The organism is Achromobacter deleyi (assembly GCF_016127315.1).
GTDB lineage: Bacteria > Pseudomonadota > Gammaproteobacteria > Burkholderiales > Burkholderiaceae_B > Achromobacter > Achromobacter insuavis_A.
This window is the reverse complement of sequence record NZ_CP065997.1, coordinates 3,024,400-3,047,936: the sequence shown is the minus strand read 5'-3', so window position 1 is coordinate 3,047,936 and position 23,537 is coordinate 3,024,400. Positions and strand designations below refer to the sequence as shown.

Below are 23,537 nucleotides of genomic sequence, written 5' to 3'. Positions count from 1 at the left end.
AGAAAACGGAGACATCCCATGAGCGTCACCCTCAAGCGCTTCGACGACGCGCCCTACGAACAGCAGTGCGAAGCCACCGTCATCGCCGTGCGCGCCGACGGCGTCGAGCTGGACCAGACCATCTGCTACGCCCGCAGCGGCGGCCAGGCCGGCGACAGCGGCACGCTGACGCTGGCCGACGGCCGCGCGCTGGCCCTGGCCGATACCGTCTACGCCGACGACCGCAGCCGCATCCTGCACGTGCTGGCCGAGGGCGCCGCGGCGCCGCAGGTCGGCGACCGCGTCACCGTGCGCCTCGACTGGCCGCGCCGCCACCGGCTGATGCGCCTGCACACCTGTCTGCACCTGCTCGGTTCGCTGGTGCCGGCGCCCGTCACCGGCTGCAGCATTTCGCCCGACTCGGCGCGCATCGACTTCGACCTGCCCGAGTCGACCCTCGACAAGGCCGACCTGACGGAGCGCCTGAACGCGCTGATCCAGGCCCGCACCGACGTCACCGTCAACACCATCACGCCGCAGGAACTGGCGGCGCAGCCGGACCTGGTGCGCACGGTCGGCGCGGCGCCGCCCGGCGGCACGGCGCGCATCCGCATCATCGAGATCCCCGGGGTGGACCGCCAGCCCTGTGGCGGCACGCACGTGGCCAACACCGGCGAGATCGGCCCGGTCACGGTCACCAAGATCGAGAAGAAAAGCCGCACCAACCGCCGCGTGGTGGTGGCCTTCGCCTGAGCCGGCCCGCCATGCAAAAGGCCACCCTCGGGGCGGCCTTTTTGTTCGTCGGAACGCCTGGCGCCGGCGTCCTCAGCTTTTCTTCCACCAGCGCCACGGCGCCCGCAGCGGCCACTGGTACTTGCTGCACAGCACGCGCGGGGCCAGCAGGTGGCCGACCGCGATGGCGATGCCGGCGGCGGTCATGACGTCCGACAGATAGTGATCCAGGTTGACCAGGCGACTGACGGCGACCAGCACGGCCAGCGACAGGAACGCCCAACGCCAGCGCGGCGCCAGGATGCCGAGCGTCACCGCCACCGCGAAGGCGGCGTAGGTATGGCTGGAGGGAAAGGAATTGAACTGATTGGCGCGCGAAAAGGCCTCGCCCAGCCCGTAGATGCCCTTGTCGAAGAACAGCTCCGGACGCGCCCGCGCCACCGAACGCTTGAGCACCAGCACCACCAGGCCGCCCACCGCCATGGTCGACAGCATCAGCAGGCTGCCGCGCGCCATGCTGGCGTAGCTCATGCGCACCGGATTGCGCCAGCCGCGCGCCAGGCCGACCAGGCCGACGATGTAGAACGCCAGCGCCACGCCGATGTAGCGGCCGCTTTCGCCCATTTCGCCGATCCACTCGAACGATTCGTTGACGCCCTCGGACACCGTCTGCCGGATCCAGATCGCCAGCGGCAGGTCGACCCACAGCGCACAGGCGCCCGCCACCACGGCCAGCGCCAGGCCCGCCACTACCCACGCGGTGGTGGACAAGGGGTTGCGGAACTCGTCCGCTGAGGCGGCCACGCCGCCCGCCGGAAGCGTGCGAGTCGGGGGAATAGGAAGATTCGTCGTCATCGGACCGGGTTTGTAAAGAGTCTTGTTCTCGGAAAGGTCATTGGCGAAGGCGAGCTATCGTAACCCTGCATTGCGGATTGAAGTGGGAAATTTGCTGCAAGGGGTAAAATCCCGCTTTTCCCCTCTTCTGCCCCCGGGATCTACACCCGTCACGGCGACCAACATGCAAGAAACCTCCCTGAAGCGCGCCTCGGCCGCGCCCGACGGCGCCGCCGTCCCGTCCGCCGCCATCGGCTCCCCCCGCAAGCTCTACATCCGCACCTTCGGCTGCCAGATGAACGAGTACGACTCGGACAAGATGGCCGACGTGCTGCGTGGCGACCAGGGGCTGGAGCTGACCGACAACCCGGAAGAAGCCGACGTCATCCTGTTCAACACCTGTTCGGTGCGCGAAAAGGCCCAGGAAAAGGTCTTTTCCGACCTGGGCCGCGTGCAGCACCTGAAAAAGACCAACCCGAACCTGGTGATCGGCGTGGGCGGCTGTGTGGCCAGCCAGGAAGGCGAGGCCATCGTCAAGCGCGCGCCCTACGTGGACGTGGTGTTCGGCCCGCAGACCCTGCACCGCCTGCCCGACCTGATCCAGCGCCGCCGCGCCGAGGGCCGCTCGCAGGTCGACATCAGCTTCCCGGAGATCGAAAAGTTCGACAACATGCCGCCGCCGCGCGTCGACGGCGCCACCGCCTTCGTCTCGATCATGGAAGGCTGTAGCAAGTACTGCAGCTTCTGTGTCGTGCCCTACACGCGCGGCGAGGAAGTCTCGCGCCCGTTCGACGACGTGCTGATCGAAGTGGCCGACCTGGCCGACCAGGGCGTCAAGGAAGTCACCCTGCTGGGCCAGAACGTCAACGCCTACCGCGGCCGCATGACCGACAGCGACGAGATCGCCGATTTCGCCATGCTGCTGGAATACGTGCACGAGATTCCCGGCATCGAGCGCATCCGCTACACCACCTCGCACCCCAAGGAAATGACCCAGCGCATGGTGGACGCCTACGCCCGCCTGCCCAAGCTGGTGTCGTTCCTGCACCTGCCGGTGCAGGCCGGCAGCGACCGCGTGCTGGCGGCCATGAAGCGCGGCTACACCACCCTGGAATTCAAGTCGGTGGTGCGCCGCCTGCGCGCCGCGCGTCCGGACCTGACGCTGTCGTCGGATTTCATCGTCGGCTTCCCCGGCGAGACCGAGGAAGACTTCGAAAAGACCATGAAGCTGATCGAGGACGTCGGCTTCGACACCTCGTTCTCGTTCGTCTACTCGCGCCGCCCCGGCACGCCGGCCGCCGACCTGCATGACGACACGCCGCAGGACGTCAAGCTGCGCCGCCTGCAGCGCCTGCAGGCGCTGATCAACGAGCAGGCCGCCACCATCGCCCGCAATATGGTCGGCAGCCGCCAGCGCCTGCTGGTGGAAGGCCCCTCGCGGCGCGACCCGAACGAGCTGATGGGCCGCACCGAGAACAACCGCATCGTCAATTTCGCCGCGCCCGCGCGGCTCATCGGCCAGATGGTCGACGTCATCATCACCGAAGCGCACACCAACTCGTTGCGCGCCCGGGTGGCCGACATCGACCGCGACGCCCAAGAGACCGAATGACCACATCCCGCCCCCGCGCCCGCCGCAGCATGCCCGCCGTCGTCACCCTGGACGGCGACAACACCCACCTGGCCAACCTGTGCGGCCCGCTGGACGAGAACCTGCGCCAGTTGGCCGATGGCATGGGCGTCAAGCTGTCGCGTCGCGGCAGCCGCGTCACCATCGAAGGCGAACAGGCCGAACTGGCCGGCCGCGTGCTGCGCCGCTTCCATGAGCAGGCCGTGCACCGCGCCCTGTCGGTCGACGACATCCAGCTCGGGCTGGTCGAGATCGGCGTCGGCCGCCAGGAAGAAAAGCCGCAGGATGCGCCGGCCCGCGAAGCCGACCCGTTGCCGGCGCTGGACGACGACAGCGACGCCATCGCCCTGCGCACCAAGCGCAGCGACCTGCGTCCGCGCACGCCGCGCCAGCGCGACTACCTGAACAACATCCTCAAGCACGACATCACCTTCGGCGTGGGCCCGGCCGGCACCGGCAAGACCTGGCTGGCGGTGGCCTGCGCCATCGACGCGATGGAACGCGACACGGTGCAGCGCCTGGTGCTGACGCGCCCGGCGGTCGAGGCCGGCGAACGGCTCGGCTTCCTGCCCGGCGACCTGGCGCAGAAGGTCGATCCGTACCTGCGCCCGCTGTACGACGCCCTCTATGACCTGATGGGCTTCGAGAAGGTGCAGCGCCTGTTCGAGAAGCAGACTATCGAGATCGCCCCGCTGGCCTACATGCGCGGCCGCACGCTGAACCATGCCTTCGTCATCCTGGACGAAGCGCAGAACACCACGCCGGAACAGATGAAGATGTTCCTGACGCGCATCGGCTTCGGCAGCAAGGCCGTCATCACCGGCGACCCGTCGCAGGTGGACCTGCCGCGCGGCCAGGAAAGCGGCCTGGCGCATGCGGTCAAGGTGCTGGATGAGGTGCAGGGCATCGCCACCACCCGTTTCACCAGCCGCGACGTGGTGCGCCATCCGCTGGTGGCCCGCATCGTCGATGCCTACGACCGAGCCTCGGAAAATGACGCCTGACCTGTCCCTTTCCGTCCAGTACGGCGTCGAGGAACCCCGCCTGCCGCGCTGGCGCCTGCGCCGCTGGGCCGAGCGGGCGCTGGCCGCTGCGGCCGAGGACGGACTGGTGGACTTCACGGCCGCCGAGCTCAGCCTGCGCCTGGTGGGCGCGGCCGAGGGGCGCCGCCTGAACCGCGATTTTCGTCAGCGCGACTACGCCACCAACGTGCTGACGTTCGAATACGGCGTCGACCCGCTGGGCGTGGCGCGCGGCGACATCGTGATGTGCGTGCCGGTGCTGGTGCGCGAGGCCCGCGAACAGCGCAAGGCGTTGCTCGACCACGCCGCCCACCTGACCCTGCACGGCGTGCTGCATTCGCTCGGCTACGACCACATCAAGGCGCGCGACGCCCGCCGCATGGAGGCGCTGGAGACCGCCACGCTGGCCCGCATGGGCATCGCCGACCCCTACAACGAGGCCTGATCCTCGAGGCCTGGTCCGCGGCCCTGGGGTGAACCCTGAGCAATCGGCGCAAAATGGCGTCCTGCAAGGCGCAGATCGCGTCGGTTGGACCCATTTTCCGGGACGGCGTTACAAATTGAGCGCCAGATTCGGTTATGCTGGCCCCTCCATAACTTGTCCTCCCGGACGATGTCTGACCCCTACCCTGCTCCCGAAGCGACTCCCGCTCGCTCATCCAAACCCGCCACCAAATCCCTTCTAGACCGCCTGCTTTCCCTTGTGCGCCGCGAGCCCGAGGACCGTGAAGGCATCAAGGCCGTTCTCGAAGCCGCGCATGACCGCGACCTGCTGGACGCGGAGTCCTACAAGATGATCAAGGGCGCGCTGGCCGTGTCCGAAGGCACCGTCGGCGACATCATGGTCCCGCGTTCGCGCATGGACCTGCTCGACGTCACGCAGCCCATCCCCTATCTGGTGGCCAACGTGATCGAAACCGCGCACTCGCGGTTCCCGGTCTACGAAGGCGACCGCGACAACATCATCGGCATCCTGCTCGCCAAGGATCTGCTGCGCTGCATGCTGGAGCCCGGCATCGAGGTGCGCACGCTGGTGCGCCCGGCCGTGTTCATCCCCGAATCCAAGCGCCTGAACGTGCTGCTGCACGAGTTCCGCGCCAGCCGCAACCACCAGGCCATCGTCATCGACGAGCACGGCGGCATCTCCGGCCTTGTCACGATGGAAGACGTGCTGGAACAGATCGTCGGCGACATCGAGGACGAATTCGACGAAACCGAGGAAGACTCGATCTTCCCCGAGGGCGAGAACCAGTGGCGCGTGCTGGCCGCCACCGACATCTCGCACTTCAATGACGTGTTCGGCTGCCATCTGCCCGACGACGAGTACGACAGCGTCGGCGGCTGGATGGGCGGCCAGCTCGGCCGCATTCCGCGCCGCGGCGACGTCGCCGAGATCGACGGCCTGAAACTGGAAGTGGCGCGCGGCGATGCCCGCCGCGCCATCTGGCTGCGCGTCAAGCGCGTCGCGCCGTCGCGCGGCGTCCCGCCCAACACCGACGCATGAGCCGCGCCTCCCGCGGTCCGTTCCTGCTGGGCGCGGCCGGCCTGACGCTGGCCGGCGCCGTCCACGCCCTCACCTTCGCCCCCGGCCCGCTGCCGGACTGGGCCCTGGCCATCACGCAGATCCTGGCGCTGGCGGTGGCCGCCCGCGTCACCCTGTACGCGCCGTCGGCGCGCCAGGCATGGCTGCGCGGCTGGCTGTTCAGCTTCGCCACTTATGCGCTGGGGCTGTACTGGATCTTCATCAGCCTGCACCGCTACGGCGACCTGGCCGCGCCGCTGGCCGTGGCCGCGGTCCTGGCGCTGTCGGCCTTCCTGGCGTTGTTCCCGGCCACGGCCGGCGCGCTGGCGCGGCGCTACACACCGCTGGCGGCCGATTCCACGCCGGGACGCGTGCTGTCGGCCACGCTGGCCTGGGGCGCGCTGTGGGCCGGCTTCGAATGGATCCGCGCGGTGCTGCTGACCGGTTTCCCGTGGCTCAACATCGGCTACGCGCAGGTCGACAGCCCCATCGCCGGCTGGGCGCCGCTGCTGGGCGTGCACGGCATGGCCCTGCTGTCGGCCTTCGCCGCCGCCGCCATCGCCAGCCTGTGGCGTCCCGCGGGCCAGCAGAAGCAGCCGCGCGACGGCCGCCACGCGCTGGCTGCCGGCGTGGCGCTGGCGCTGGCCGCCGCCGGCTGGCCGCTGTCGCGCATCGACTGGTCGGCCCCCAGCGGCGAGCCGCTGAACGTGCGTCTGGTCCAGGGCAACATCGAGCAGTCGCAGAAATTCGATCCGGCGCTGCTCGACCAGAGCCTGCGCCGCCACCTGGAACTGGCGGCCATGCCGTCGGCGCCGGGCGTGCCGCCGCCGCAGATGGTGATCCTGCCGGAAACCGTGCTGCCGATATTCCAGGACCAGCTCGACCCGCGCGTGTGGGACGTCTGGCGCCAGGTGGCGGCGCGGCAGAACGCCGTGATCGCCATGGGCGTGCCCCTGCACGACGTGCGCGACGGCCGCGACCGCTACACCAACAGCGTCATGGGCTTCGACGGCCAGACGCCGCTGGAACAGCTCACCGGCGGCAGCACCGCGATGCGCTACGACAAGCGCCACCTGGTGCCCTGGGGCGAATACGTGCCGCCGGGCTTCCACTGGTTCGTCGACATGCTGAACATCCCGCTGGGCGATTTCGACCGCGGCGCCGAGCGCCAGACGCCGTTCGCGGTGGGCGGCCAGCACATCGCCTTCAACATCTGCTACGAAGACCTGTTCGGCCCCGACCTGCTGCCCGCGCTGCAGCCCGGCCCCAACGGCGAACCGGGCGCCACCATCCTGGTGAACGTCAGCAATCTGGGCTGGTTCGGCGATACCTGGGCCTTGCGCCAACACCTGCAGATCGGGCGCCTGCGCACCATCGAAACCGCGCGCCCCATGCTGACCGCCACCAACACCGGCATCACCGCAGCCATCGACGCCAAGGGCCATGTCGCGGCCCAGCTGGCGCCGCTGCAGCCCGGCGTGCTGCCGGTCTCGGTGCAGGGCATGGCGGGCCTGACGCCCTATGCCCGCTTTGGCGACAAGTCGGCGCTGGCGCTGATCGGCCTGGCGCTGATCGCCGCCTTCGGCATCAGCCGCCCGCGTCGCCGCTGAGCCTGAACCGGGCCAGGCCTTGCCTGGTCCGGCGCTTTGCGGCCGGGCCTTCCTGGCCGGGCCCTAGCGCAACAGGTTGGCGGGCAGCGCGCCGCTGTCATCGACCGGCAGCAGCGGCCCCACCCCCGCGCCCGTCAGTTCGATCGCGTCCGCGATGCGCGCCATGTCATCGCCGTCCAGCTCCAATTCCGCCGCGCCCAGCACGCCGTCGACCTGCGCCACGTTGCGCATGCCGACAATGGCTCCGGTGACGCCCGGCCACGCCAGGGTCCAGGCGATGGCGACCGCCGCCTGGGTCGTGCCGTGGCGTTCGGCGATGGGCTTGAGCGCTTCGGCCAGGGCCAGATTGCGCGCCAGGCAGGGCGGCTGGAATTCCGCGTTGCGCGAACGCCAGTCGTCCGCGCGCAGGGCCTGCGCCCGCTCGACCGAGAAGCCGCCGCTGAGCAGGCCCGATTGCATCGGGCTGTAGACGATGACGCCGGTGCCGTTCTGCGCGCACCACGGAATCAGGTCGGCGCCGGCGCCGCGCTGGATCGCCGAGAACGGCGGCTGCAGCGACTCCACGTGTCCCAGCGCCTCGGCGTCCTGCAATTGCGCCAGGTTGTGGTTGGACAGGCCGACCGCGCGCACCTTGCCCTCCCGCTTGAGGTCCAGCAATTCCTGCCAATAGGCCTCCAGCGGCGTGCCGTCGCCGGCCGGCCAGTGCATCTGGTATAGATCGATGCGCTCGACGCCCAGGCGGCGCAGCGATGCCTCGATTTCGCGGCGGATGCTGGCCGGCGCGCCGTTGCGCCGCGGGGTCGCCTGCGGCTGCTCGGGCGACCAGGTCAGGCCGCATTTGGTGAAGACGTAGGGCCGTTCACCGGGGCTCATCTGCGCCAGCGCGCGGCCCACCACCGCTTCGGCGTGGCCCAGGCCGTAGACGGCGGCGGTGTCGATCCAGTTGATGCCGCGATCGACCGCGAGGCGGATCGCGGCGATCGAATCGGCGTCGTCCTGCGGCCCCCAGCCGATGGCCCAGGCATTGCCGCCCATCGCCCAGGCGCCCAGGCCGATGCGCGTGATCGACATATCGCTGCGCCCCAGCGGGCGCGTCGGGAAAGAAGTCGGGGTGCTCATGCGAAAAAAATCTCCTGCCGGCAAAGCGTCATGGCGGATCCCGCCCGGGTCCACGCAACAGTCACGATAGCACTCGTCCAAGCCTTTGATTTTCCGGCATTGTGCGCCTGGCGCGCGGCGCTCCAGACGCGGCCGGCGCCCTCGCCGCGGGGCCCCCGCGGCCACGCATGCGTCCCCTTGAAAGCGATTTCAACGCAACTTTTTCAGTTTTTGCACCCAACCGACTTGCACGCCGAAATTAGTTCGTGCATAATCTCGTTTCTTCGCCAACGGCACTAAACAAAACCGGCAACGAGATACGAAAAACGGCCACGAAAGTGATCGAAAAAACGTAAAACGTGGCAGGAATTGATTAGAAGAACGGGGGTATAGCTCAGCTGGGAGAGCGCTTGCATGGCATGCAAGAGGTCAGCGGTTCGATCCCGCTTACCTCCACCAGTCCAAAGCGAAGAAGTAGTACAGCAGTAAAACTCGCAGTAAAAACAGCAAGTCCAAGTCCCCTTCGTCTAGAGGCCTAGGACATCACCCTTTCACGGTGAGTACAGGGGTTCGAATCCCCTAGGGGACGCCAGTTTACTGGTTGCAGTACAGAAGTATTCAGTACCGAATGCAGTTGAAGTGACACAGTAGTTGAGTAAGCCGCTGCGGAGCGGTAGTTCAGTTGGTTAGAATACCGGCCTGTCACGCCGGGGGTCGCGGGTTCGAGCCCCGTCCGCTCCGCCAAAAGCGCTCTACGCAGTGCCTTTCAAGAGCTCCGTCCCTGGAGCTTTTTGCATTTATAGGGTGTAAGCCTTGTTGTTTACAGGTTGGAACAGCAGGGAATCTGGGGGGTATAGCTCAGCTGGGAGAGCGCTTGCATGGCATGCAAGAGGTCAGCGGTTCGATCCCGCTTACCTCCACCAGTAAAGCAGTAAGTAGTACAGTAGTTTGTGCAGTTGCAAGTTCCGGTCCCCTTCGTCTAGAGGCCTAGGACATCACCCTTTCACGGTGAGTACAGGGGTTCGAATCCCCTAGGGGACGCCAGTTCGCTGGCTCGCCGACCGGATCTGCAAAGTCGTCCTGACAAGATGATGTGCTGCCAAGTGTTGTTGTAAACCGCTGCGGAGCGGTAGTTCAGTTGGTTAGAATACCGGCCTGTCACGCCGGGGGTCGCGGGTTCGAGTCCCGTCCGCTCCGCCAAGCATCTTGTGTGCATCCCAGCAAGCCGCAAGACCAGTCGTTCCGCAGGAGTCTTCCTGCACTGCGCCAGAAGGCGCCCGCCAAAAGCTCCGGATTCCGGAGCTTTTTTGCTTTGCGCGGCAGCAAGCGCCGTGCCGCCCCTTCCCCGTCTCGTCCGTTTATCCTCTGGACAGGCCGCGCCGCGCAACGCATCCTGTGCGCTTGTGCCAGCCAAGCCAAGAGGCCCACGTGACCGCCAGCAACGCCGCTCCGCAAGCCCACCGCCAACACCTGCAACGGATCATCGCAGGCTTGAACGAAGGCATCATCCTGCTCGAGCCCGATGGCAGCGTCGCCTGGGCCAACGCCAGCGCGCTGGCGCTGCACGGGGTCGACACGCTGGAGGCGCTGGGGCAGACGCCCGCCGGCTATCGCAAGCGCTATGCGCTGACCTACCGCAACCACCATCGCGTGCCCGCCCGGCAGTACCCGCTGGACCGCCTGGCCGCCGCGGTGGCGTTCGACGACCTGCTGCTGGACCTGACGCGCAAGGACGACGCCGATTTCCTGCGCAACATCCGCGCGCGCGGCTTGCTGCTGGAAGGCGACGGCGCGGACTTCCGCGTGTTGATCCTGGATGACCAGACCGGCCAGTTCAACGCCGAGCAGCGCTTCGAGCGCACCTTCGCCGCCAATCCGGCGCCGGCGCTCATCTGCCGCCTGTCCGACCTGCGCTATGTGAAAGTGAATCAGGGCTTCCTCGACATGACCGGCCTGACACGCGAGGCGGTGCTGGGCAAGTCCGCCTACGAACTCGATGTGCTCGACGGCGGCGACGACAAGGACGACGCGGTGGCCAAGCTGAACGCGGGCCTGACCATCAGCCAGCGCGAAGGCGTGGTGCGGCTGGCGGATGGCGGTCCGCGCTTCGTCATCGTCGCCGGCCAGCCGATCGACATGCAGGACGAGCCGTGCATGCTGTTCACCTTCATCGACCTGGAAAAACGCAAGCGTACCGAGGAAGCCCTGCAACAGAGCGAAGAGCGTTTCTCCAAGGCCTTCCGGCTGGCGCCGGTGCCGATGGCGCTGTGCGACGGCGAATCGCTGCGCGCGTTGGATATCAATGACGCGTTCGCGCAGGCCGTGGGCGTGTCGGCGCAGGACGGCGCGGGCCAGGAGCTGACCAGCCTGGGCCTGCGCCCGTTCGAAGGCATGGCCGACAGCCTGGCGCGCGGCGAGAGCATCCGCAACCGCGAAGCCGCGCTGGCCACGCCCGATGGCGACCTGCTGGACTGCCTGGCGTCGGCCGAGCCGGTCATGATCGGCGGCGAGCGCCGCGTGCTGCTGGTGATGCAGGACATCACCGAACGCAAGCGCAGCGAGACCGAGCTGCTGACGGCGATCGAGGCCGTGATGCAGGACACCTCGTGGTTCAGCCGCGGCATCATCGAGAAGCTGGCGCAATTGCGCGCCCCGGCGCCGGCGGCGCGCGACGTGGCCGAGCTGGCGCAGCTGACCGCCCGCGAGCGCGAGGTGCTGGGCCTGCTGTGCCAGGGCCATGGCGACGACGATATCGCCCGCCAGCTGCGCCTGTCGCGCAACACGGTGCGCAATCACGTGGCCACCATCTACAGCAAGATCGGCGTGCACCGCCGCAGCGCGGCCATCGTCTGGGCCCGCGACCGCGGCATCACCGGGCATGAAAAACCACGCTCGCGCGGCAAATCCGGCGCGGGCTGACGCGCGCCGCGCGAATTTACAAATTGAATCAAAATAATCGGGGCATCGCGCTGCGCGAAGATGCCACCGCGTTCGATTCCGTCCGCCGCCAAAAACCATCATTTTCGGCAAAAACCCGCTCAACACCCCTCCAAAATCCGCACCGAACCCCAGATTGCGCAAACCCTGCGCAGGTTCTTACGATCCGCCGATCTGGCCGCCCCGCTCCCGGGGCCGGCGAGATCCCCGCAAGCCTTCTGGAGTCCGTTGATGCAGACCGCCTACATTCCCGTTCCCAAGCCGCCCAAGGCGCAGCCCGCGCCCGCCTGGAGCAGCGCCGCCGTGATGGAGCTTTACGCCCTGCCGTTCATGGACCTGGTGTTCCGCGCCCAGCAGACGCACCGCGCCCACTTCGACCCCAACGGCATCCAGCTGTCGAGCCTGCTGTCGATCAAGACCGGCGGCTGTCCCGAGGACTGCGGCTATTGCTCGCAGTCGTCGCGCTACGACACCGGCCTGGAAACGGAAAAGCTGATGCCGCTGGACGAGGTGCTGGCCGCGGCCCGCGCCGCCCAGGCCGGCGGCGCGCAACGCTTCTGCATGGGCGCTGCCTGGCGCAGCCCCAAGCCGCACCACCTGGAGGCCGTGGCCGAGATGGTCAGCGCGGTCAAGGCGCTGGGCCTGGAGACCTGCGTCACGCTCGGCATGCTGCGCGAGGGCCAGGCAGAACAGCTCAAGCAGGCCGGCCTGGACTACTACAACCACAACCTGGACACCTCGCCCGAGTTCTACGGCAAGATCGTCACCACCCGCACCTACCAGGACCGTCTCGACACGCTGGACCGCGTGCGCGACGCCGGCATCAACGTCTGCTGCGGCGGCATCGTCGGCATGGGCGAATCGCGCCAGGAGCGCGCCGGCCTGATCGCGCAGCTGGCCAACATGGAGCCCTACCCCGAGTCGGTGCCGATCAACAACCTGATGCGGGTGGAAGGCACGCCGCTGGCCGACGTCGAGCCGCTCGATCCGTTCGAGTTCGTGCGCACCATCGCGGTGGCGCGCATCACCATGCCGCGCGCCATGGTGCGCCTGTCGGCCGGGCGCGAGGCCATGGACGACGCGATGCAGGCGCTGTGCTTCATGGCCGGCGCCAATTCGATGTTCTACGGCGACGTGCTGCTGACCACCGGCAACCCGCGCATGGAGGCCGACCAGCGCCTGCTGCAACGGCTGGGCATGCGTATCGACGCCGGCCAGCATACGCATCAGCACGCGCGCCAGGACCTGTCGGCGTGACGCTGACGCCTGGCCCGTTCTACCTGCTGGCCAGCGTCGCCTGCAGCGTCGCCGTGGCGGCGATGCTGAAGCTGGCGCGGCGCTGGCAGGTGGACGTGCGCCAGGCCATCATGGTGAACCACGCGGTGGCCGCCCTGCTCTGCTGGGCCGTGCTGCGGCCGGACCCGGCCACGCTGCTCACGCCGCAGACGCCGTGGCTGGTGCTGGTGGCGCTGGGCCTGCTGCTGCCCAGCGGCTTCATGGCGATGGCGCTGGCCGTGCGCCATGCCGGCGTGGTGCGCAGCGACGCGGCGCAGCGGCTGTCGCTGTTCATCCCGCTGCTGGCGGCGTTCCTGCTGTTCGGCGAGCCGGTCAGCGGCCGCAAGCTGGGCGCGATCGCGCTGGCCTTCGCCGCCCTGTTCTGCCTGTTGCGGCGCCCCGCCGCCCGGCCCGAAGCCACCGCCACGGCGCCCGACACCGACGCGGCCGGACGCCGCGCGTTGTGGCTATGGCCATTGTCGGTATGGGTGGCCTATGGCGTGGTCGACATCCTGTTCAAGCAGGTGGCGCGCGCCGGCACGGGGTTCGCCAGCGGCCTGCTACTGGCCTTCGTGCTGGCCAGCGCGCTGATGCTGGCCTACCTGCTGTGGCGCCGCGCCGCCTGGGCGCCGCGCCATCTGGCGGCCGGCGTGGCGCTGGGCGTGATGAATTTCGGCAACATCCTCACCTACATCCGCGCCCACCAGGCGCTGCCCGAGCATCCCGCGCTGGTGTTCGCGTCCATGAACATGGGCGTGATCACGCTGGGCACGCTGGTCGGGGCGCTGGTGTTCCGCGAGCCCCTGACGCGCCTGAACGGCGTGGGCCTGGCGCTGGCGCTGGGGGCCATCCTGCTGATGACCCCGTGGTGACCGACCGGGCCGCTCAGGTGCCGGTGCGGGGCTGCCGCGCCGCCTGATCCTCGCCCTCGGGCTCGGTCCGCGCCGGCTCGGCCGTGGCGGTCATGGCCGCGATGGGCGGATCCACCGCCCCGGCGCCTTCCACCGGCGGCGTGGCGGGCGCGGCCGCGGGATCCGGCTGCACCATCTCGATGCCGATATCGTTTTCCACGTCGACCCGCGGGTCGAGCACGGCGGCGGCCGGCGAGCTTTGCAGCGTGTCCGGCATCGGCACGAAATGCACCGGCGCTTCCTCGACCTGGTGGGCGCCGGTGACGCGCGTGGGGCGCACCTGCCACACCAGGATCAGCGCGCAGGCCGAGATGAAGACGTAATACATGCTGGGGCCGGCCAGCGACATCAAGAGGCCCGCGATCATCGGGCCGACACAGGCGCCGACGCCGTAGGTCATGAGCAGCACCGCCGACAGGCTGACGCGGCGCTCGGATTCGACGTGGTCGTTGGCGAAGGCGGCGCCCAGCGGATACAGGGTGAACTGCAGGATGCCGAAGACGCAGGACATGGCCACCAGCGCCCAATAGGGCAAGGCCAGCCAGCCCCACATGACGGTCGGCAGCACCACCAGCAGCAGCGCATTGAAGCGGATCAGGCCGGCGCGGTTGATGCGGTCGGACAGCCAGCCCATGGGCCATTGCGACAGCAGCCCGGCGGTGACGGCGGCGGCCACGAACACGGCGGCCTGCGAGGTCGTCAGGCCGTGCTTGGCGCCGTACACGGCCGCCAGGCCGTAGAACGCGCCGGACAGGTTGCCGGCCACGAACAGCACCGTCATGGACAGCGGCACGCGCCGCATGAAGAAGCGGATATCGAGCGCGGCCGGCAGCGGCGTGGGCGGGTGCGAGCGGGCCGTGACGGCGATCGGCACCAGGCACAGCACCAGGCACATGGCCACCAGGGTCAGCGGCCGCAGGTCGAGCGTGGCATAGGCGGTCAGGGCCAGTTGCCCCAGCACCGTGCCCAGGCCGGACACCACCATGTAGACGGAGAACACGCGCCCGCGCTGGTGGTTTTCGGTTTGTTCGTTGAGCCAGCTTTCGATGACCATGAATTCGGTCACCATGACGATGCCCGAGATGACGCGGAACACCAGCCACAGCGGCATGGAGTCGACCAGCGTCTGCGCCAGGATCATGCTGGTGGCGACGGCGGCACAGGCGACAAAGGCGCGGATGTGGCCGACGCGGATGATGAGCTTGTGTCCCAATCGCGCGCCGCAGACCAGGCCGAAGTAATAGCCGGCGATCAGGGTGCCGATCCAGACCTCGCTGACGGACTGCGCGGTCAGCCTCAACCCCATGTAGGTGTTGAACAGGCCGGTGCCGATGAGCATCAGCAGGGTCGCGAAATACAGCGACGAGAAAGAAGAGATGGTTGCGAGCATGGCGTCTGGCTACCCCTGCCGGGGAGTAGCGACGCGGGCCGCCAGGGCGGCCCGCGCATTGAGCGATGAAACAGGGACTGCGCGGGGGGAAATCAGGCTTGCGACAGCAGGGTCGCGGCGTCGCTGACTTCGAACTTGCCGGGGCCTTCGACGTTCAGGTGCTTGACCACGCCGTCGACGATCAGGGCCGAGTAGCGCTGCGAGCGCACGCCCATGCCGCGCTGGATCAGGTCCAGCTCCAGGCCCAGGGCCTTGGTCCAGAGGGCGGAACCGTCGGCCAGCATGCGGACCTTGCCGTCGGTCTTCTGTTCGCGGCCCCAGGCGCCCATGACGAAGGCGTCGTTGACGGACACGCACCAGATTTCGTCCACGCCCTTGGCCTTGAGGGCGGCGGCCTGCTCGACGTAGCCGGGCAGGTGCTTGGCCGAGCAGGTCGGGGTGAAGGCGCCGGGCAGCGCGAACAGGGCGATGGTCTTGCCACGCGTCAGGTCGGCGACCTGGAAGGCGTTGGGGCCGAGCGAGCAGCCTTCGCTTTCGGTTTCGATGAATTCGGTCAGGGTGCCGTCGGGCACGCGATCGCCGACTTTGATGCTCATGGGGGGATCTCCAGTGTTGGGGTGTTGCATTGGGGCGGATGTGCCCCACAGCCCTCATCATAGTTCCTGCGCGCGGCGCTTGCTGGCCGTCCGGACAGATCGGGAAAGAAACCCGCACAGTCTGAAACGACTCCACACGCGCGGCGCGGCGCGCTTGGCACACGATCGTTGCCATAATGTGAAGGTGATCAATGCCCGGGCGCGATGGCCGCGCGCGGGCGCTTTGCGGAGACAAACCGATGCGCAAGATGCTGATCGGCCTGGCCTTTACGATGGCCGCGGCCACCGCGGCCTGGGCCGCGCCCGACGCGGCCGAGCAGGCCCAGTTCGAATCCTTCGTGGTGGCGGCGGGCGCCTCCAACGGCGCGGCGCGCTCGTGCGGGGCATCCGAACCCGACCTGGCGCAGCACCAGGCGACCTCGCGCAAGAACCTGGAGCGGTACGCCAAGGAATATGGGTTTTCGGCGGCGGGGTATGACGGGCTTTACGAGAAGGGACTCGGGGATGGGACGCGGATGATGGAAGAGATGAAGCGGTCGGGCGTCGACGGGTGCCGGGGGGTGCTGGGGAGTTTTCAGAATGAGCGGGTGATTTCTTATGAGGATATGAAGGCGGCGTTGGCTGAGGTTAGTGATGGGTTGCCGGGGGAGAGTGCTGAGAAGTGATCTCTTTTTTTTGGGGGGGGATTTGAGTTCTTGAGCCGCCCGGCGGGACGGCGTCAGGCGGGGGCGGGGCTACGATTGCGGTCCGGAGCGTTCGCTCCGGACTGCCCCATCCTCATCCTCGTCCTCGCCTTCGGCGACTCCTTCGGATTCCGTCGGGCGCATCTACACGCCCCGCCCCCGCCTGACGCCGCCCCGCCGGGCTCATGATGTCTTGGTGCCCACGTTGCTGGGGCGAATGGGGTGCTTGGCGTGGTTGGCCACGTCAACGGGGGGTGGGAGGGGTTTGCGGGGCCCGCCAAAAGGCGGCCGCGCGGGCGGCCTTTTTTGGCTTACGCGGGGTCTTGCAGGTCAGGATGAACGCTGCGCGCGTCGGCAGGTTTGGCGTTGGAGCTTGCGGACTTGGCTTTGGGGCTTGTGGGCTTGGCTTTTGGGCGACTGGCTTTGAAACTGCGTCGCGTGTTCGCGCGTTCACGTTCCCGTGCGACATGAAGGGTCGCGGCGCTTGACCTGTATCTCCCTCGTGCCGCGCCCTCCCCCCTCGCGCAGCGCCGCTCTCACGACGCACCGCTAAAGCGTATGCCAGGACCGGCTGCCCGCGCAGCCGGTCCTGGCGGGCGACGCAAACTCTCTCCCCCACTCCGCCCGAGCGGCCTCACATGTGCAGATGTCGGTAGCCCCTGGCGTCGGCCGGGCAGGCGGGGCGCAACCTCGATGCGCCCAAGGGAATCCGAAGGAGTCGCCGAAGGCGAGGACGAGGATGACGCAGGGGCAGTCCGGAGCGAACGCTCCGGACCGCAATCGTGGGCGCGCCCCGCCTGCCCGGCCGACGCCAGGGGCGGCCTACGAAGAACATCAACCGTAACGCCTCACCCCCCCAACCCATTCTGCTTGAACCAGTCAAGCATCCTCTGCCAAGCCTGCTCCGCCTCGGCCTTGCGGTAACTCGGCCGGTAGTCGGCGTGGAAGGCGTGAGGGGCTTCGGGGTAGACGTCGATGCGGGAGGCCTTGGCGGCGGCGGGGCCCTTGGCGAGTTCGATGCGCATCTTGTCGACGTCGGTCTGGGGGATGCCGGCGTCCTTGCCGCCGTAGGCGCCCAGGACCGGGGCCTTGAGGTCGTTGACCAGGCTCAGGACCGACTTGGGCTTGAGTTCGCTCGGGTCGCCGCCCAACTGGCCGTACCAGGCGGCGCCGGCCTTGAGCTTGGGGTTGTGGGCGGCGTAGAGCCAGACCTGGCGGCCGCCCCAGCAGAAGCCGAGGATGCCGAGCTTGTCGTCGCTGCCGCCATGGCCGGCGGCCCAGGCGACGGTGGCGTCGAGGTCGTCCTGCACCTGTCTGTCGGGCACCTTGCTGATGATCTCGGCCTGCAGCTTGGGGATCTCGGTGTACTTGGACGGGTCGCCCTGGCGCGCGAACAGCTCGGGCGCGATGGCCAGGTAGCCCAGGTGCGCCAGGCGGCGGCAGACGTCCTGGATGTATTCGTGCACGCCGAAGATCTCGGACACCACCAGCAGCGTGGGCAGGTTCTTCTTGCCGGCGGGCATGGCGCGGTAGGCGGGCATCTTGCCGTCGGCGACGGGGATGTCCACCTTGCCGGCGGTCAGGCCGTTGGCGTCGGTCTTGATGGCGGTCTGGGCCACGGCGGGGCCGGCGGCCAGCGAGAAGCCGGCGGCGACGGTGGTGGCGATGAAGCCGCGGCGGTCCAGCTTGAGGGGCGGCAGCAGGCTGTCGAAATGCGCGTCCTGGTCTTTCATCATGCATCTCCGGGCAAAGGACGGCCGCCGGACGCGGGCGCGTCCTGGCGAACCGCCGGGGTTCACTTCAGGGAGAAGTCCACGCGCGAGGGCAAGCCCTCGTCCTTGATGCCATCGGCGTCCAGTTGCGGGGCAACGATGAACACGCGATCCGCGAGTCCTTCCTGGGCTTGCAGCTTTTCATACACCGCTTGCGCGCGCGCGTCGGCCAGTTGACGCAACTGTTCGTCGCCCACCGGGGCCGCGGCGCGCAGCATCTCCTCCATCTGTCCGGACGGCACGGACTTGGCCATGCCGATGAAATTGCGCGGCTTGTCCTTGATGTCGGTGTCGTCGTAGACCTTTTCCAGGTACTTGGCGCGTTCGGCGCCCGAGACCTCGACGCCGGCCGGGTTCGGCTTCTTGCCGCGCGGCGCGACGTCGCGGGCCTTGGCCAGGCGGATCTGGGCGTCGACCCAGGCCTGGCGCAGGCCGTCCTGGTCGGTCTTGGGATCGGCCCGGCCGCTCAGGTCCATCTTGAGCGCGGGGCGGTCGGCCAGGGCCTTGGTCAGGGTCTCGATGCGCTGTTGCGTGTCCTCGGTGAGCACGGCGCTGCCGGGCGCGAATTCCACGTACGACAGTTCCTCGCCGCCGCCGAACGCCGACGCCAGCAGGCTGAAGGGCGAGGTGACGGCCTTGACCACCAGGTTCAGCAGCACCCGCACGACGATGCCGCCGACCGAGAACTCGGGGTCGTCGAGCGACCCGGAGATCGGCAGGTTGATGTCGATGTTGCCGCGCGAGTCCTTCAGCAGGGCCACGGCCAGCAGCACCGGCAGCTTGGTGGCGTCGGGGCTGTTGGTCTTGTCGCCGAAGGTCAGCTGGTTCAGCACGACGTGGTTGGTGGCCAGCAGCGCGCGGTCCTTGATCTTGTATTCCAGGTCGACCGAGAGCTTGCCGCGCTTGATCGGATAGCCGACGTACTTGGCCGAATAGGTGTTGAAGCGCGGCAGGTCCACGCCCTTGGCCGAGGCCTTCAGGTCGAGCGACAGGAACTTGGCGAACGGCTGCACCACGCCGCTGATCGACAGGGGCGCGGTGGTGTAGACGCGGCCGGTGACCTTGACCTTGGCGGGCTGCGGGTTGGTGGACGACACCGCCGTGATGGAACCGTCGATGCTGGACAGCTCGGCCACGTAGTTCGGCTTGACGAAGCGGTCGGTGAAGGTCATGCGGCCGCGCGTCAGCGTGACGCTGTTGAGCGAGATGTCGGGCATGCCGCCGCCCTTGGCCGCCGGCGCCGACGGTTCGGCGCGCCGGCCGGGGGTCTGCGTGTCCTGGGTGATGGAGCCGCCGGCCTGGCCGGGCGCGGCCACCAGGTCCATGACGTTCAGGCGGCCCTGCGCGTTCAGCAGGATGCGGCCGTAGAAGTCGTCCAGCGCGATGTCGCCCAGGCCGGCAACGATCTTCTCGCCCGCCACCGAAATATTCATGCCGGACAGGCCCAGGCGCTTCCAGTTGAGGAAGTCGTCCTTGTTGACGCGGTCCTGCAGGTCGACGTCGGTGACCTCGACGCCGCCCTTCCAGCCGGCCTTCATCGGCGCGTTGCCATTGGCGGCCACGAATTCGGCGTCGCCCTTGGCGCCCAGCGTGATGGCGCGCACGGTGGCGTTCAGGCTGGAAGCGAAGTACGGCGCGAACGACGCGACGTTCAGGCCGGACAGGTCGACCGAGGTCTTGAGCGTGAGCGGCTGCGGCGTGAAGGCGCCCTTCAGGTCGAGCTTGCCGCCGCCCTGGATGCCGGCCGCGGCCAGCGTGAAGTTGCTGGCGCCCGGGCCCATGGCCAGGCGGTCGGCGGTGACGACCAGCTGCTGCAGCGCGACGTCGAGCGCGGGGTTCAGGGTTTCGTCGCGCGCCTTGAACTGGGCCAGTTCGGCGCGCACGCCGGTGGCGGAAGCGTCGATGGCGCCGTTTTTGTCCAGCACATGCACCTGCGCCGTCAGCCCCAGGCGGCCGTCCTGCACCAGGATCGGCGACAGGCTGCGCACGGCCGGCGCGAACGGCGCCAGCGCGACATTGCCCATGCGGACCGCCAGCTCCAGCGACAGCGGTTGCAGCACCAGCGGGCCCTTGGCGCGGATCCAGCCGCCATCGGTGCTGTTGTCCACGGTCAGCCACAGGTTGATGGGCTCGCCCTTGACCTGCGGCAGCGCCACGCCTTCGACGGTGACGGCCAGGCCGGTCAGGGTGTAGTCGAGCTTGCTGATGGCGTCGGTGACGTAGAGCTCGCCCTCGTGGATGTTGAAGGCGTCCAGCGTCACCTTCCATTCGGCGGGCGCGGCGGGCTTGGGCGGCGTGTCGGCGGTGGCGGCGGCCGGGGCACCGTTGGGCACGGACGCGGCGGCCGAATCGGGCTTGGCCGACGACGCCGGGCTGCTGGCGGCGGGCTTGGCTGCCTGGGCAGGATCGGCGGCGGCCGGCTTGGCGACGCCGGGCTTGGCGGCATCGCCTGCGCCCGCGGCGGGCGTCGCGGCTGGCTTGGCCGCCGGCGCCGGGCCGCCCAGCTGCTTGAGCTTGTCGGCCACGTCCTGCCAGTTCAGATGCTGGTTGCTGTAGCGCCGCGCGTAGACCTGCGGCGCCCACAGGTCGACGCCGCCCACATAGACCTGGCGCGCGATCGGTTCGAGTTCGAGGCGGGTGACGGTCAGCGCGCTCCAGCCCGCCAGGCTTTCGCCGGCGCTGTCGCGCAGATCGAACTGGCGCAGGCCCAGGTCGCCGACCACGCGGATCTTGGGCGGCGCGTCCTTGGGCTGCTCGAACACGATCTGCAGGTTCGAGTCGAGCAGCGCGCGCTCCAGCTTGAACGGCAGCGGCATGGGCCAGACGTCGGCCCACTTTTCCAGCTGCAGCCCGGTGAAGGCGACCCGCAGCGTCGACGACGGCACCTTGTCGAAGGGCCGCGCCACGCCGGTCAGGTCGAACGGGCTGCCGTTGATGCGCAAGTGCAGCCGCGGCTGCACGTCGATGTCGGTGGCGTAGCCGAAGGTGGAGATGAACGGCACGCCCACGGCCAGCTCGTCGATCACCTGCTTGCGGCCGGTGACCTTGTCGTCCAGGGTGACCACGCCGCCCTCGATCACCATGTTGTTCAGCGAGAAGCGCGGCAGGCCCTCGTCGGGCTTGGGCGGCTCGTCGGGCTTGGGGGCCGTCATCTCGGCCACGCGCTGCTGCACGTCGGAGAAGTTGAAGCGGGTGACGTCCTCGCGCACGATCGACAGCGTCGGCGAACGCAGGGTGAAGCGGTCGACCACCGGCGCGAACCAGAACAGCGAGCTCCAGGCGGCGCTGACGTTCACTTCCGAGGCCGTGAACAGCGGCGTCTGCGAGCCGGGCTGCGCCACGGCGAGATCGCGCGCGCGCACGGTCAGGGTGAAGGGATTGAAGGTGATCTTGCCGACGGCGACGTCGCGCCCCAGCATCTTGGCGACGTCCTGGGTCAGGACGTTATGCAGGACCTTGGGCACCTGCCACGCCGCCACGCCGCAGAGGATCAGCGCCACGGCCACGACGCCCAAGAGGATCTTGCCTAAGCGGCGGGTGAACCGGAACTTGGGCATCCGCAAGGGCATTGTGCGTCTCCTGGTACGAATTGAAGGCCATTATCGCGTCCTTCGAGCAAATTGGGGGGCTTTTTGCAGCGGGCCGCCAAAAGCGAAAATGCCCCCGCAGGGGCACAAGAACAGGCGAACCGCGGCGGGCTTATCTTTCCTCAAGGCGCGGCCGGCGGCGGCTCGTCTATCATAGGCGTAACAGCGGCCCGCCACGGCCTGCCGGGACCGCTCTTTTCAATCATTAACAATTCTCGATCCCGATTCCCATGTCCACGCCCGTCCCCACCTTGAGTCACCTGGATGAAGCCGGCCAGGTCCGCATGGTCGATGTCATCGGCAAGACCGACACCGAACGCGTGGCCGTCGCCACCGCCAGCGTCCGCATGAACGCCGTCGCCTACGGCCTGCTGACGCAGCCCGGCCAGGGCAAGGGCGAAGTGCTGAACACCGCCCGCGTCGCCGCCATCCTGGCGGCCAAGCGCTGCGCCGAGCTCATCCCCCTGTGCCACAGCCTGCCGCTGTCGTTCGTCGGCGTCGAATTCGCGCTGGACGACGACGCGCACCGCATCGACATCCTGGCCACCTGCCGCACCAGCTACAAGACCGGCGTCGAAATGGAAGCCATGACCGCGTGCAGCGTCGCCGCGCTGACCATCTATGACATGTGCAAGGCGGCCGACAAGGGTATCGTCATCGAACAAGTGCGCCTGAAGTACAAGGCGGGAGGCAAAAGCGGTGAATGGCGCAACGATTAATCTTCTGTACTTCGCCCGCGTGGCCGAACTGGTCGGCAAGCGCTCGGAGGCCTGGCCGCTGGACGGCGAGTCCACCGGCGCGCAGCTGCTGGCCGCGCTCGGCGAACGCTATCCGCAGCTGGCCCCGGCCGGCCGCCTGAAGCTGGCCATCAACCAGACCCACGCCAAGCCGTCGGCGCCGATCCGCGCCGGCGACGAGGTGGCGGTGTTCGAACCCGTCACCGGAGGCTGAGCGCCATGGTCATCGTGCAGGAAGCCGACTTCGACGGCGCCGCGCTCACCACCGCCCTGCGCGCCAGCGCCGGGCCGGGCGTGGGCGGCATCGTCACCTTCGTGGGCTACGTGCGCGACTACGCGCCGGACACGCCCACCGACACGCTCTACCTGGAACACTACCCCGGCATGTGCGAGCGCGAGCTCGAAGAGATCGCCGCCACCGCCCGCGCGCGCTGGAACCTGGACGGCACCGTGATCGTGCACCGGGTCGGCGCGCTGACGCGCAATGCCCAGATCGTGTTCGTGGCCGCGGCCAGCGCCCATCGCGGCGACGCCTTCCGCGGCTGTGAATTCATCATCGACGCGCTCAAGACCCGCGCGCCCTTCTGGAAGCGCGAAACCCTCGCGGGCGGCGACAGCTTCTGGGTGGAACAGCGCCAATCCGACCAGGACCGCACGCAGTCCTGGAACGCCGACACCCCGCCCCCCAAGGAGACTCCATGAACGACGCCTCCCCCGTTTCGCTGGCTTGCGCCGTGCTGACGGTCAGCGACACCCGCAGCGCCGGCGACGACACGTCCGGCAACCTGCTGGCCAACAGCCTGGCGCAGGCCGGCCACCAGTGCGTGCGGCGCGACATATCCAAGGACAACGTCTACCAGATCCGCCGCGTCATCAGCGACTGGATCGCCGACCCGGAAGTGCAGGTCATCCTGACCACGGGCGGCACCGGCTTCTCGCACGCCGACCACGTGCCGCAGGCCATCCTGCCGCTGCTGGACCGCGAGATCCCCGGCTTCGGTGAACTGTTCCGCCAGATCTCCTACGAGGAAATCGGCAGCTCAACCATCCAGTCGCGCGCCTTCGCCGGCTCGGCCAACCGGACCCTGCTGTTCTGCCTGCCGGGCTCGAACAACGCCTGCGAGACCGCCTGGAACCGCATCATCCGCGAACAGCTCGACAGCGGCCAGCGCCCCTGCAATTTCGCCACGCACCTCCAACCCCGCGACCAAGACCACTGACG

General features: G+C 68.5%; 20 protein-coding genes and 6 tRNA genes. 20 read left to right on the top strand and 6 right to left on the bottom strand.

Annotated elements, in window-relative coordinates; all coding sequences use genetic code 11:
• Nucleotides 1-18 precede the first annotated feature (18 nt).
• On the top strand, nt 19-732 hold the full coding sequence (locus tag I6I07_RS13725) for an alanyl-tRNA editing protein (protein ID WP_198487054.1): 714 nt from the start codon (nt 19-21) through the stop codon (nt 730-732).
• 72 nt (nt 733-804) lie between these two features.
• Here the strand turns inward: I6I07_RS13725 and I6I07_RS13720 are convergent, their stop codons facing one another.
• A complete protein-coding gene (locus I6I07_RS13720; protein ID WP_198487053.1) occupies nt 805-1,566 on the bottom strand; it encodes a phosphatase PAP2 family protein in 762 nt (253 codons plus the stop codon).
• Between the two features lie 163 nt (nt 1,567-1,729).
• Here I6I07_RS13720 and miaB point away from each other — a divergent pair, with 163 nt between their 5' ends.
• The 5 genes from miaB to lnt all read left to right on the top strand — a co-directional run bounded on the left by miaB (nt 1,730) and on the right by lnt (nt 7,329).
• Nucleotides 1,730-3,157 carry a tRNA (N6-isopentenyl adenosine(37)-C2)-methylthiotransferase MiaB gene (gene miaB / locus I6I07_RS13715; RefSeq protein WP_198487052.1) on the top strand — a complete coding sequence of 476 codons (1,428 nt, stop codon included), beginning with the start codon at nt 1,730-1,732 and terminating at the stop codon, nt 3,155-3,157.
• Nucleotides 3,154-4,179 carry a PhoH family protein gene (locus I6I07_RS13710; protein WP_198487051.1) on the top strand — a complete coding sequence of 342 codons (1,026 nt, stop codon included), beginning with the start codon at nt 3,154-3,156 and terminating at the stop codon, nt 4,177-4,179. Before miaB ends, I6I07_RS13710 begins: the two co-directional genes overlap by 4 nt.
• Nucleotides 4,169-4,642 (top strand): rRNA maturation RNase YbeY, encoded by a 474-nt coding sequence (gene ybeY / locus I6I07_RS13705; protein ID WP_006390899.1) that lies wholly within the window; start codon nt 4,169-4,171, stop codon nt 4,640-4,642. Before I6I07_RS13710 ends, ybeY begins: the two co-directional genes overlap by 11 nt.
• Before the next feature lie 168 nt (nt 4,643-4,810).
• Nucleotides 4,811-5,701 (top strand): HlyC/CorC family transporter, encoded by an 891-nt coding sequence (locus I6I07_RS13700; RefSeq protein ID WP_198487050.1) that lies wholly within the window; start codon nt 4,811-4,813, stop codon nt 5,699-5,701.
• Nucleotides 5,698-7,329, top strand: coding sequence for an apolipoprotein N-acyltransferase (lnt, locus tag I6I07_RS13695; RefSeq protein WP_198487049.1), 1,632 nt, complete (start codon nt 5,698-5,700; stop codon nt 7,327-7,329). The genes I6I07_RS13700 and lnt overlap by 4 nt, the downstream gene beginning before the upstream one ends.
• Before the next feature lie 63 nt (nt 7,330-7,392).
• Here lnt and I6I07_RS13690 read toward each other — a convergent pair whose 3' ends face one another.
• On the bottom strand, nt 7,393-8,448 hold the full coding sequence (locus tag I6I07_RS13690) for an aldo/keto reductase (RefSeq protein WP_198487048.1): 1,056 nt from the start codon (nt 8,446-8,448) through the stop codon (nt 7,393-7,395).
• A gap of 362 nt (nt 8,449-8,810) precedes the next feature.
• On the opposite strand from I6I07_RS13690, the gene I6I07_RS13685 reads away from it, so the two are divergent.
• The 9 genes from I6I07_RS13685 (at nt 8,811) to I6I07_RS13645 (ending at nt 13,511) form a co-directional block, all read left to right on the top strand.
• Nucleotides 8,811-8,886: transfer RNA gene (locus I6I07_RS13685), tRNA-Ala, on the top strand.
• 57 nt (nt 8,887-8,943) lie between these two features.
• Nucleotides 8,944-9,019: transfer RNA gene (locus I6I07_RS13680), tRNA-Glu, on the top strand.
• Nucleotides 9,020-9,094: 75 nt separating this feature from the next.
• Nucleotides 9,095-9,171 (top strand) — tRNA-Asp (locus tag I6I07_RS13675).
• A 103-nt stretch (nt 9,172-9,274) separates the two neighbouring features.
• Nucleotides 9,275-9,350 (top strand) — tRNA-Ala (locus I6I07_RS13670).
• Between the two features lie 45 nt (nt 9,351-9,395).
• Nucleotides 9,396-9,471: transfer RNA gene (locus I6I07_RS13665), tRNA-Glu, on the top strand.
• 79 nt (nt 9,472-9,550) lie between these two features.
• A tRNA-Asp gene (locus I6I07_RS13660) sits at nt 9,551-9,627 on the top strand.
• Between the two features lie 228 nt (nt 9,628-9,855).
• Nucleotides 9,856-11,346: a helix-turn-helix transcriptional regulator gene (locus tag I6I07_RS13655; protein ID WP_198487047.1), complete on the top strand. Its 1,491-nt coding sequence runs from the start codon at nt 9,856-9,858 to the stop codon at nt 11,344-11,346.
• Between the two features lie 249 nt (nt 11,347-11,595).
• Nucleotides 11,596-12,621 (top strand): biotin synthase BioB, encoded by a 1,026-nt coding sequence (bioB, locus tag I6I07_RS13650; protein WP_198487046.1) that lies wholly within the window; start codon nt 11,596-11,598, stop codon nt 12,619-12,621.
• A gap of 2 nt (nt 12,622-12,623) precedes the next feature.
• Nucleotides 12,624-13,511 (top strand): EamA/RhaT family transporter, encoded by an 888-nt coding sequence (locus I6I07_RS13645; protein WP_420094587.1) that lies wholly within the window; start codon nt 12,624-12,626, stop codon nt 13,509-13,511.
• A gap of 13 nt (nt 13,512-13,524) precedes the next feature.
• Here I6I07_RS13645 and I6I07_RS13640 read toward each other — a convergent pair whose 3' ends face one another.
• Both I6I07_RS13640 and I6I07_RS13635 read right to left on the bottom strand, forming a co-directional pair.
• The gene (locus tag I6I07_RS13640) at nt 13,525-14,940 is read right to left on the bottom strand and encodes an MFS transporter (protein WP_198487045.1); all 1,416 of its coding nucleotides are present in this window, start codon (nt 14,938-14,940) and stop codon (nt 13,525-13,527) included.
• 92 nt (nt 14,941-15,032) lie between these two features.
• The gene (locus I6I07_RS13635) at nt 15,033-15,536 is read right to left on the bottom strand and encodes a peroxiredoxin (RefSeq protein ID WP_006390907.1); all 504 of its coding nucleotides are present in this window, start codon (nt 15,534-15,536) and stop codon (nt 15,033-15,035) included.
• A gap of 239 nt (nt 15,537-15,775) precedes the next feature.
• Here I6I07_RS13635 and I6I07_RS13630 point away from each other — a divergent pair, with 239 nt between their 5' ends.
• Complete coding sequence (locus tag I6I07_RS13630; protein WP_198487044.1) at nt 15,776-16,201, top strand: hypothetical protein; 426 nt, start codon at nt 15,776-15,778, stop codon at nt 16,199-16,201.
• A gap of 866 nt (nt 16,202-17,067) precedes the next feature.
• Here I6I07_RS13630 and I6I07_RS13625 read toward each other — a convergent pair.
• Both I6I07_RS13625 and I6I07_RS13620 read right to left on the bottom strand, forming a co-directional pair.
• Nucleotides 17,068-17,952: a dienelactone hydrolase family protein gene (locus I6I07_RS13625; RefSeq protein WP_198487526.1), complete on the bottom strand. Its 885-nt coding sequence runs from the start codon at nt 17,950-17,952 to the stop codon at nt 17,068-17,070.
• Nucleotides 17,953-18,014: 62 nt separating this feature from the next.
• The gene (locus I6I07_RS13620; RefSeq protein ID WP_198487043.1) at nt 18,015-21,560 is read right to left on the bottom strand and encodes a DUF748 domain-containing protein; all 3,546 of its coding nucleotides are present in this window, start codon (nt 21,558-21,560) and stop codon (nt 18,015-18,017) included.
• Between the two features lie 248 nt (nt 21,561-21,808).
• Here I6I07_RS13620 and moaC point away from each other — a divergent pair, with 248 nt between their 5' ends.
• From moaC to moaB, 4 genes are read left to right on the top strand one after another with little or no spacing between them, the layout of a single operon-like run.
• Nucleotides 21,809-22,297 (top strand): cyclic pyranopterin monophosphate synthase MoaC, encoded by a 489-nt coding sequence (gene moaC / locus I6I07_RS13615; RefSeq protein WP_198487042.1) that lies wholly within the window; start codon nt 21,809-21,811, stop codon nt 22,295-22,297.
• A complete protein-coding gene (locus I6I07_RS13610) occupies nt 22,278-22,529 on the top strand; it encodes a MoaD/ThiS family protein (RefSeq protein WP_006390912.1) in 252 nt (83 codons plus the stop codon). The genes moaC and I6I07_RS13610 overlap by 20 nt, the downstream gene beginning before the upstream one ends.
• A 5-nt stretch (nt 22,530-22,534) precedes the next feature.
• Nucleotides 22,535-23,017: a molybdenum cofactor biosynthesis protein MoaE gene (locus I6I07_RS13605; protein WP_198487041.1), complete on the top strand. Its 483-nt coding sequence runs from the start codon at nt 22,535-22,537 to the stop codon at nt 23,015-23,017.
• Nucleotides 23,014-23,535, top strand: coding sequence for a molybdenum cofactor biosynthesis protein B (moaB, locus tag I6I07_RS13600; RefSeq protein ID WP_061073585.1), 522 nt, complete (start codon nt 23,014-23,016; stop codon nt 23,533-23,535). The genes I6I07_RS13605 and moaB overlap by 4 nt, the downstream gene beginning before the upstream one ends.
• Nucleotides 23,536-23,537: the final 2 nt, after the last annotated feature.

Excerpts from the sequence above, each read along its gene's own strand:
- I6I07_RS13725 (WP_198487054.1), top strand. The coding sequence starts at position 19 with ATGAGCGTCACCCTCAAGCGCTTCGACGACGCGCCCTACGAACAGCAG.
- I6I07_RS13720 (WP_198487053.1), bottom strand. The coding sequence starts at position 1,566 with ATGACGACGAATCTTCCTATTCCCCCGACTCGCACGCTTCCGGCGGGC.
- miaB (WP_198487052.1), top strand. The coding sequence starts at position 1,730 with ATGCAAGAAACCTCCCTGAAGCGCGCCTCGGCCGCGCCCGACGGCGCC.
- I6I07_RS13710 (WP_198487051.1), top strand. The coding sequence starts at position 3,154 with ATGACCACATCCCGCCCCCGCGCCCGCCGCAGCATGCCCGCCGTCGTC.
- ybeY (WP_006390899.1), top strand. The coding sequence starts at position 4,169 with ATGACGCCTGACCTGTCCCTTTCCGTCCAGTACGGCGTCGAGGAACCC.
- I6I07_RS13700 (WP_198487050.1), top strand. The coding sequence starts at position 4,811 with ATGTCTGACCCCTACCCTGCTCCCGAAGCGACTCCCGCTCGCTCATCC.
- lnt (WP_198487049.1), top strand. The coding sequence starts at position 5,698 with ATGAGCCGCGCCTCCCGCGGTCCGTTCCTGCTGGGCGCGGCCGGCCTG.
- I6I07_RS13690 (WP_198487048.1), bottom strand. The coding sequence starts at position 8,448 with ATGAGCACCCCGACTTCTTTCCCGACGCGCCCGCTGGGGCGCAGCGAT.
- bioB (WP_198487046.1), top strand. The coding sequence starts at position 11,596 with ATGCAGACCGCCTACATTCCCGTTCCCAAGCCGCCCAAGGCGCAGCCC.
- I6I07_RS13640 (WP_198487045.1), bottom strand. The coding sequence starts at position 14,940 with ATGCTCGCAACCATCTCTTCTTTCTCGTCGCTGTATTTCGCGACCCTG.
- I6I07_RS13635 (WP_006390907.1), bottom strand. The coding sequence starts at position 15,536 with ATGAGCATCAAAGTCGGCGATCGCGTGCCCGACGGCACCCTGACCGAA.
- I6I07_RS13630 (WP_198487044.1), top strand. The coding sequence starts at position 15,776 with ATGCGCAAGATGCTGATCGGCCTGGCCTTTACGATGGCCGCGGCCACC.
- I6I07_RS13625 (WP_198487526.1), bottom strand. The coding sequence starts at position 17,952 with ATGAAAGACCAGGACGCGCATTTCGACAGCCTGCTGCCGCCCCTCAAG.
- I6I07_RS13620 (WP_198487043.1), bottom strand. The coding sequence starts at position 21,560 with ATGCCCTTGCGGATGCCCAAGTTCCGGTTCACCCGCCGCTTAGGCAAG.
- moaC (WP_198487042.1), top strand. The coding sequence starts at position 21,809 with ATGTCCACGCCCGTCCCCACCTTGAGTCACCTGGATGAAGCCGGCCAG.
- I6I07_RS13605 (WP_198487041.1), top strand. The coding sequence starts at position 22,535 with ATGGTCATCGTGCAGGAAGCCGACTTCGACGGCGCCGCGCTCACCACC.
- moaB (WP_061073585.1), top strand. The coding sequence starts at position 23,014 with ATGAACGACGCCTCCCCCGTTTCGCTGGCTTGCGCCGTGCTGACGGTC.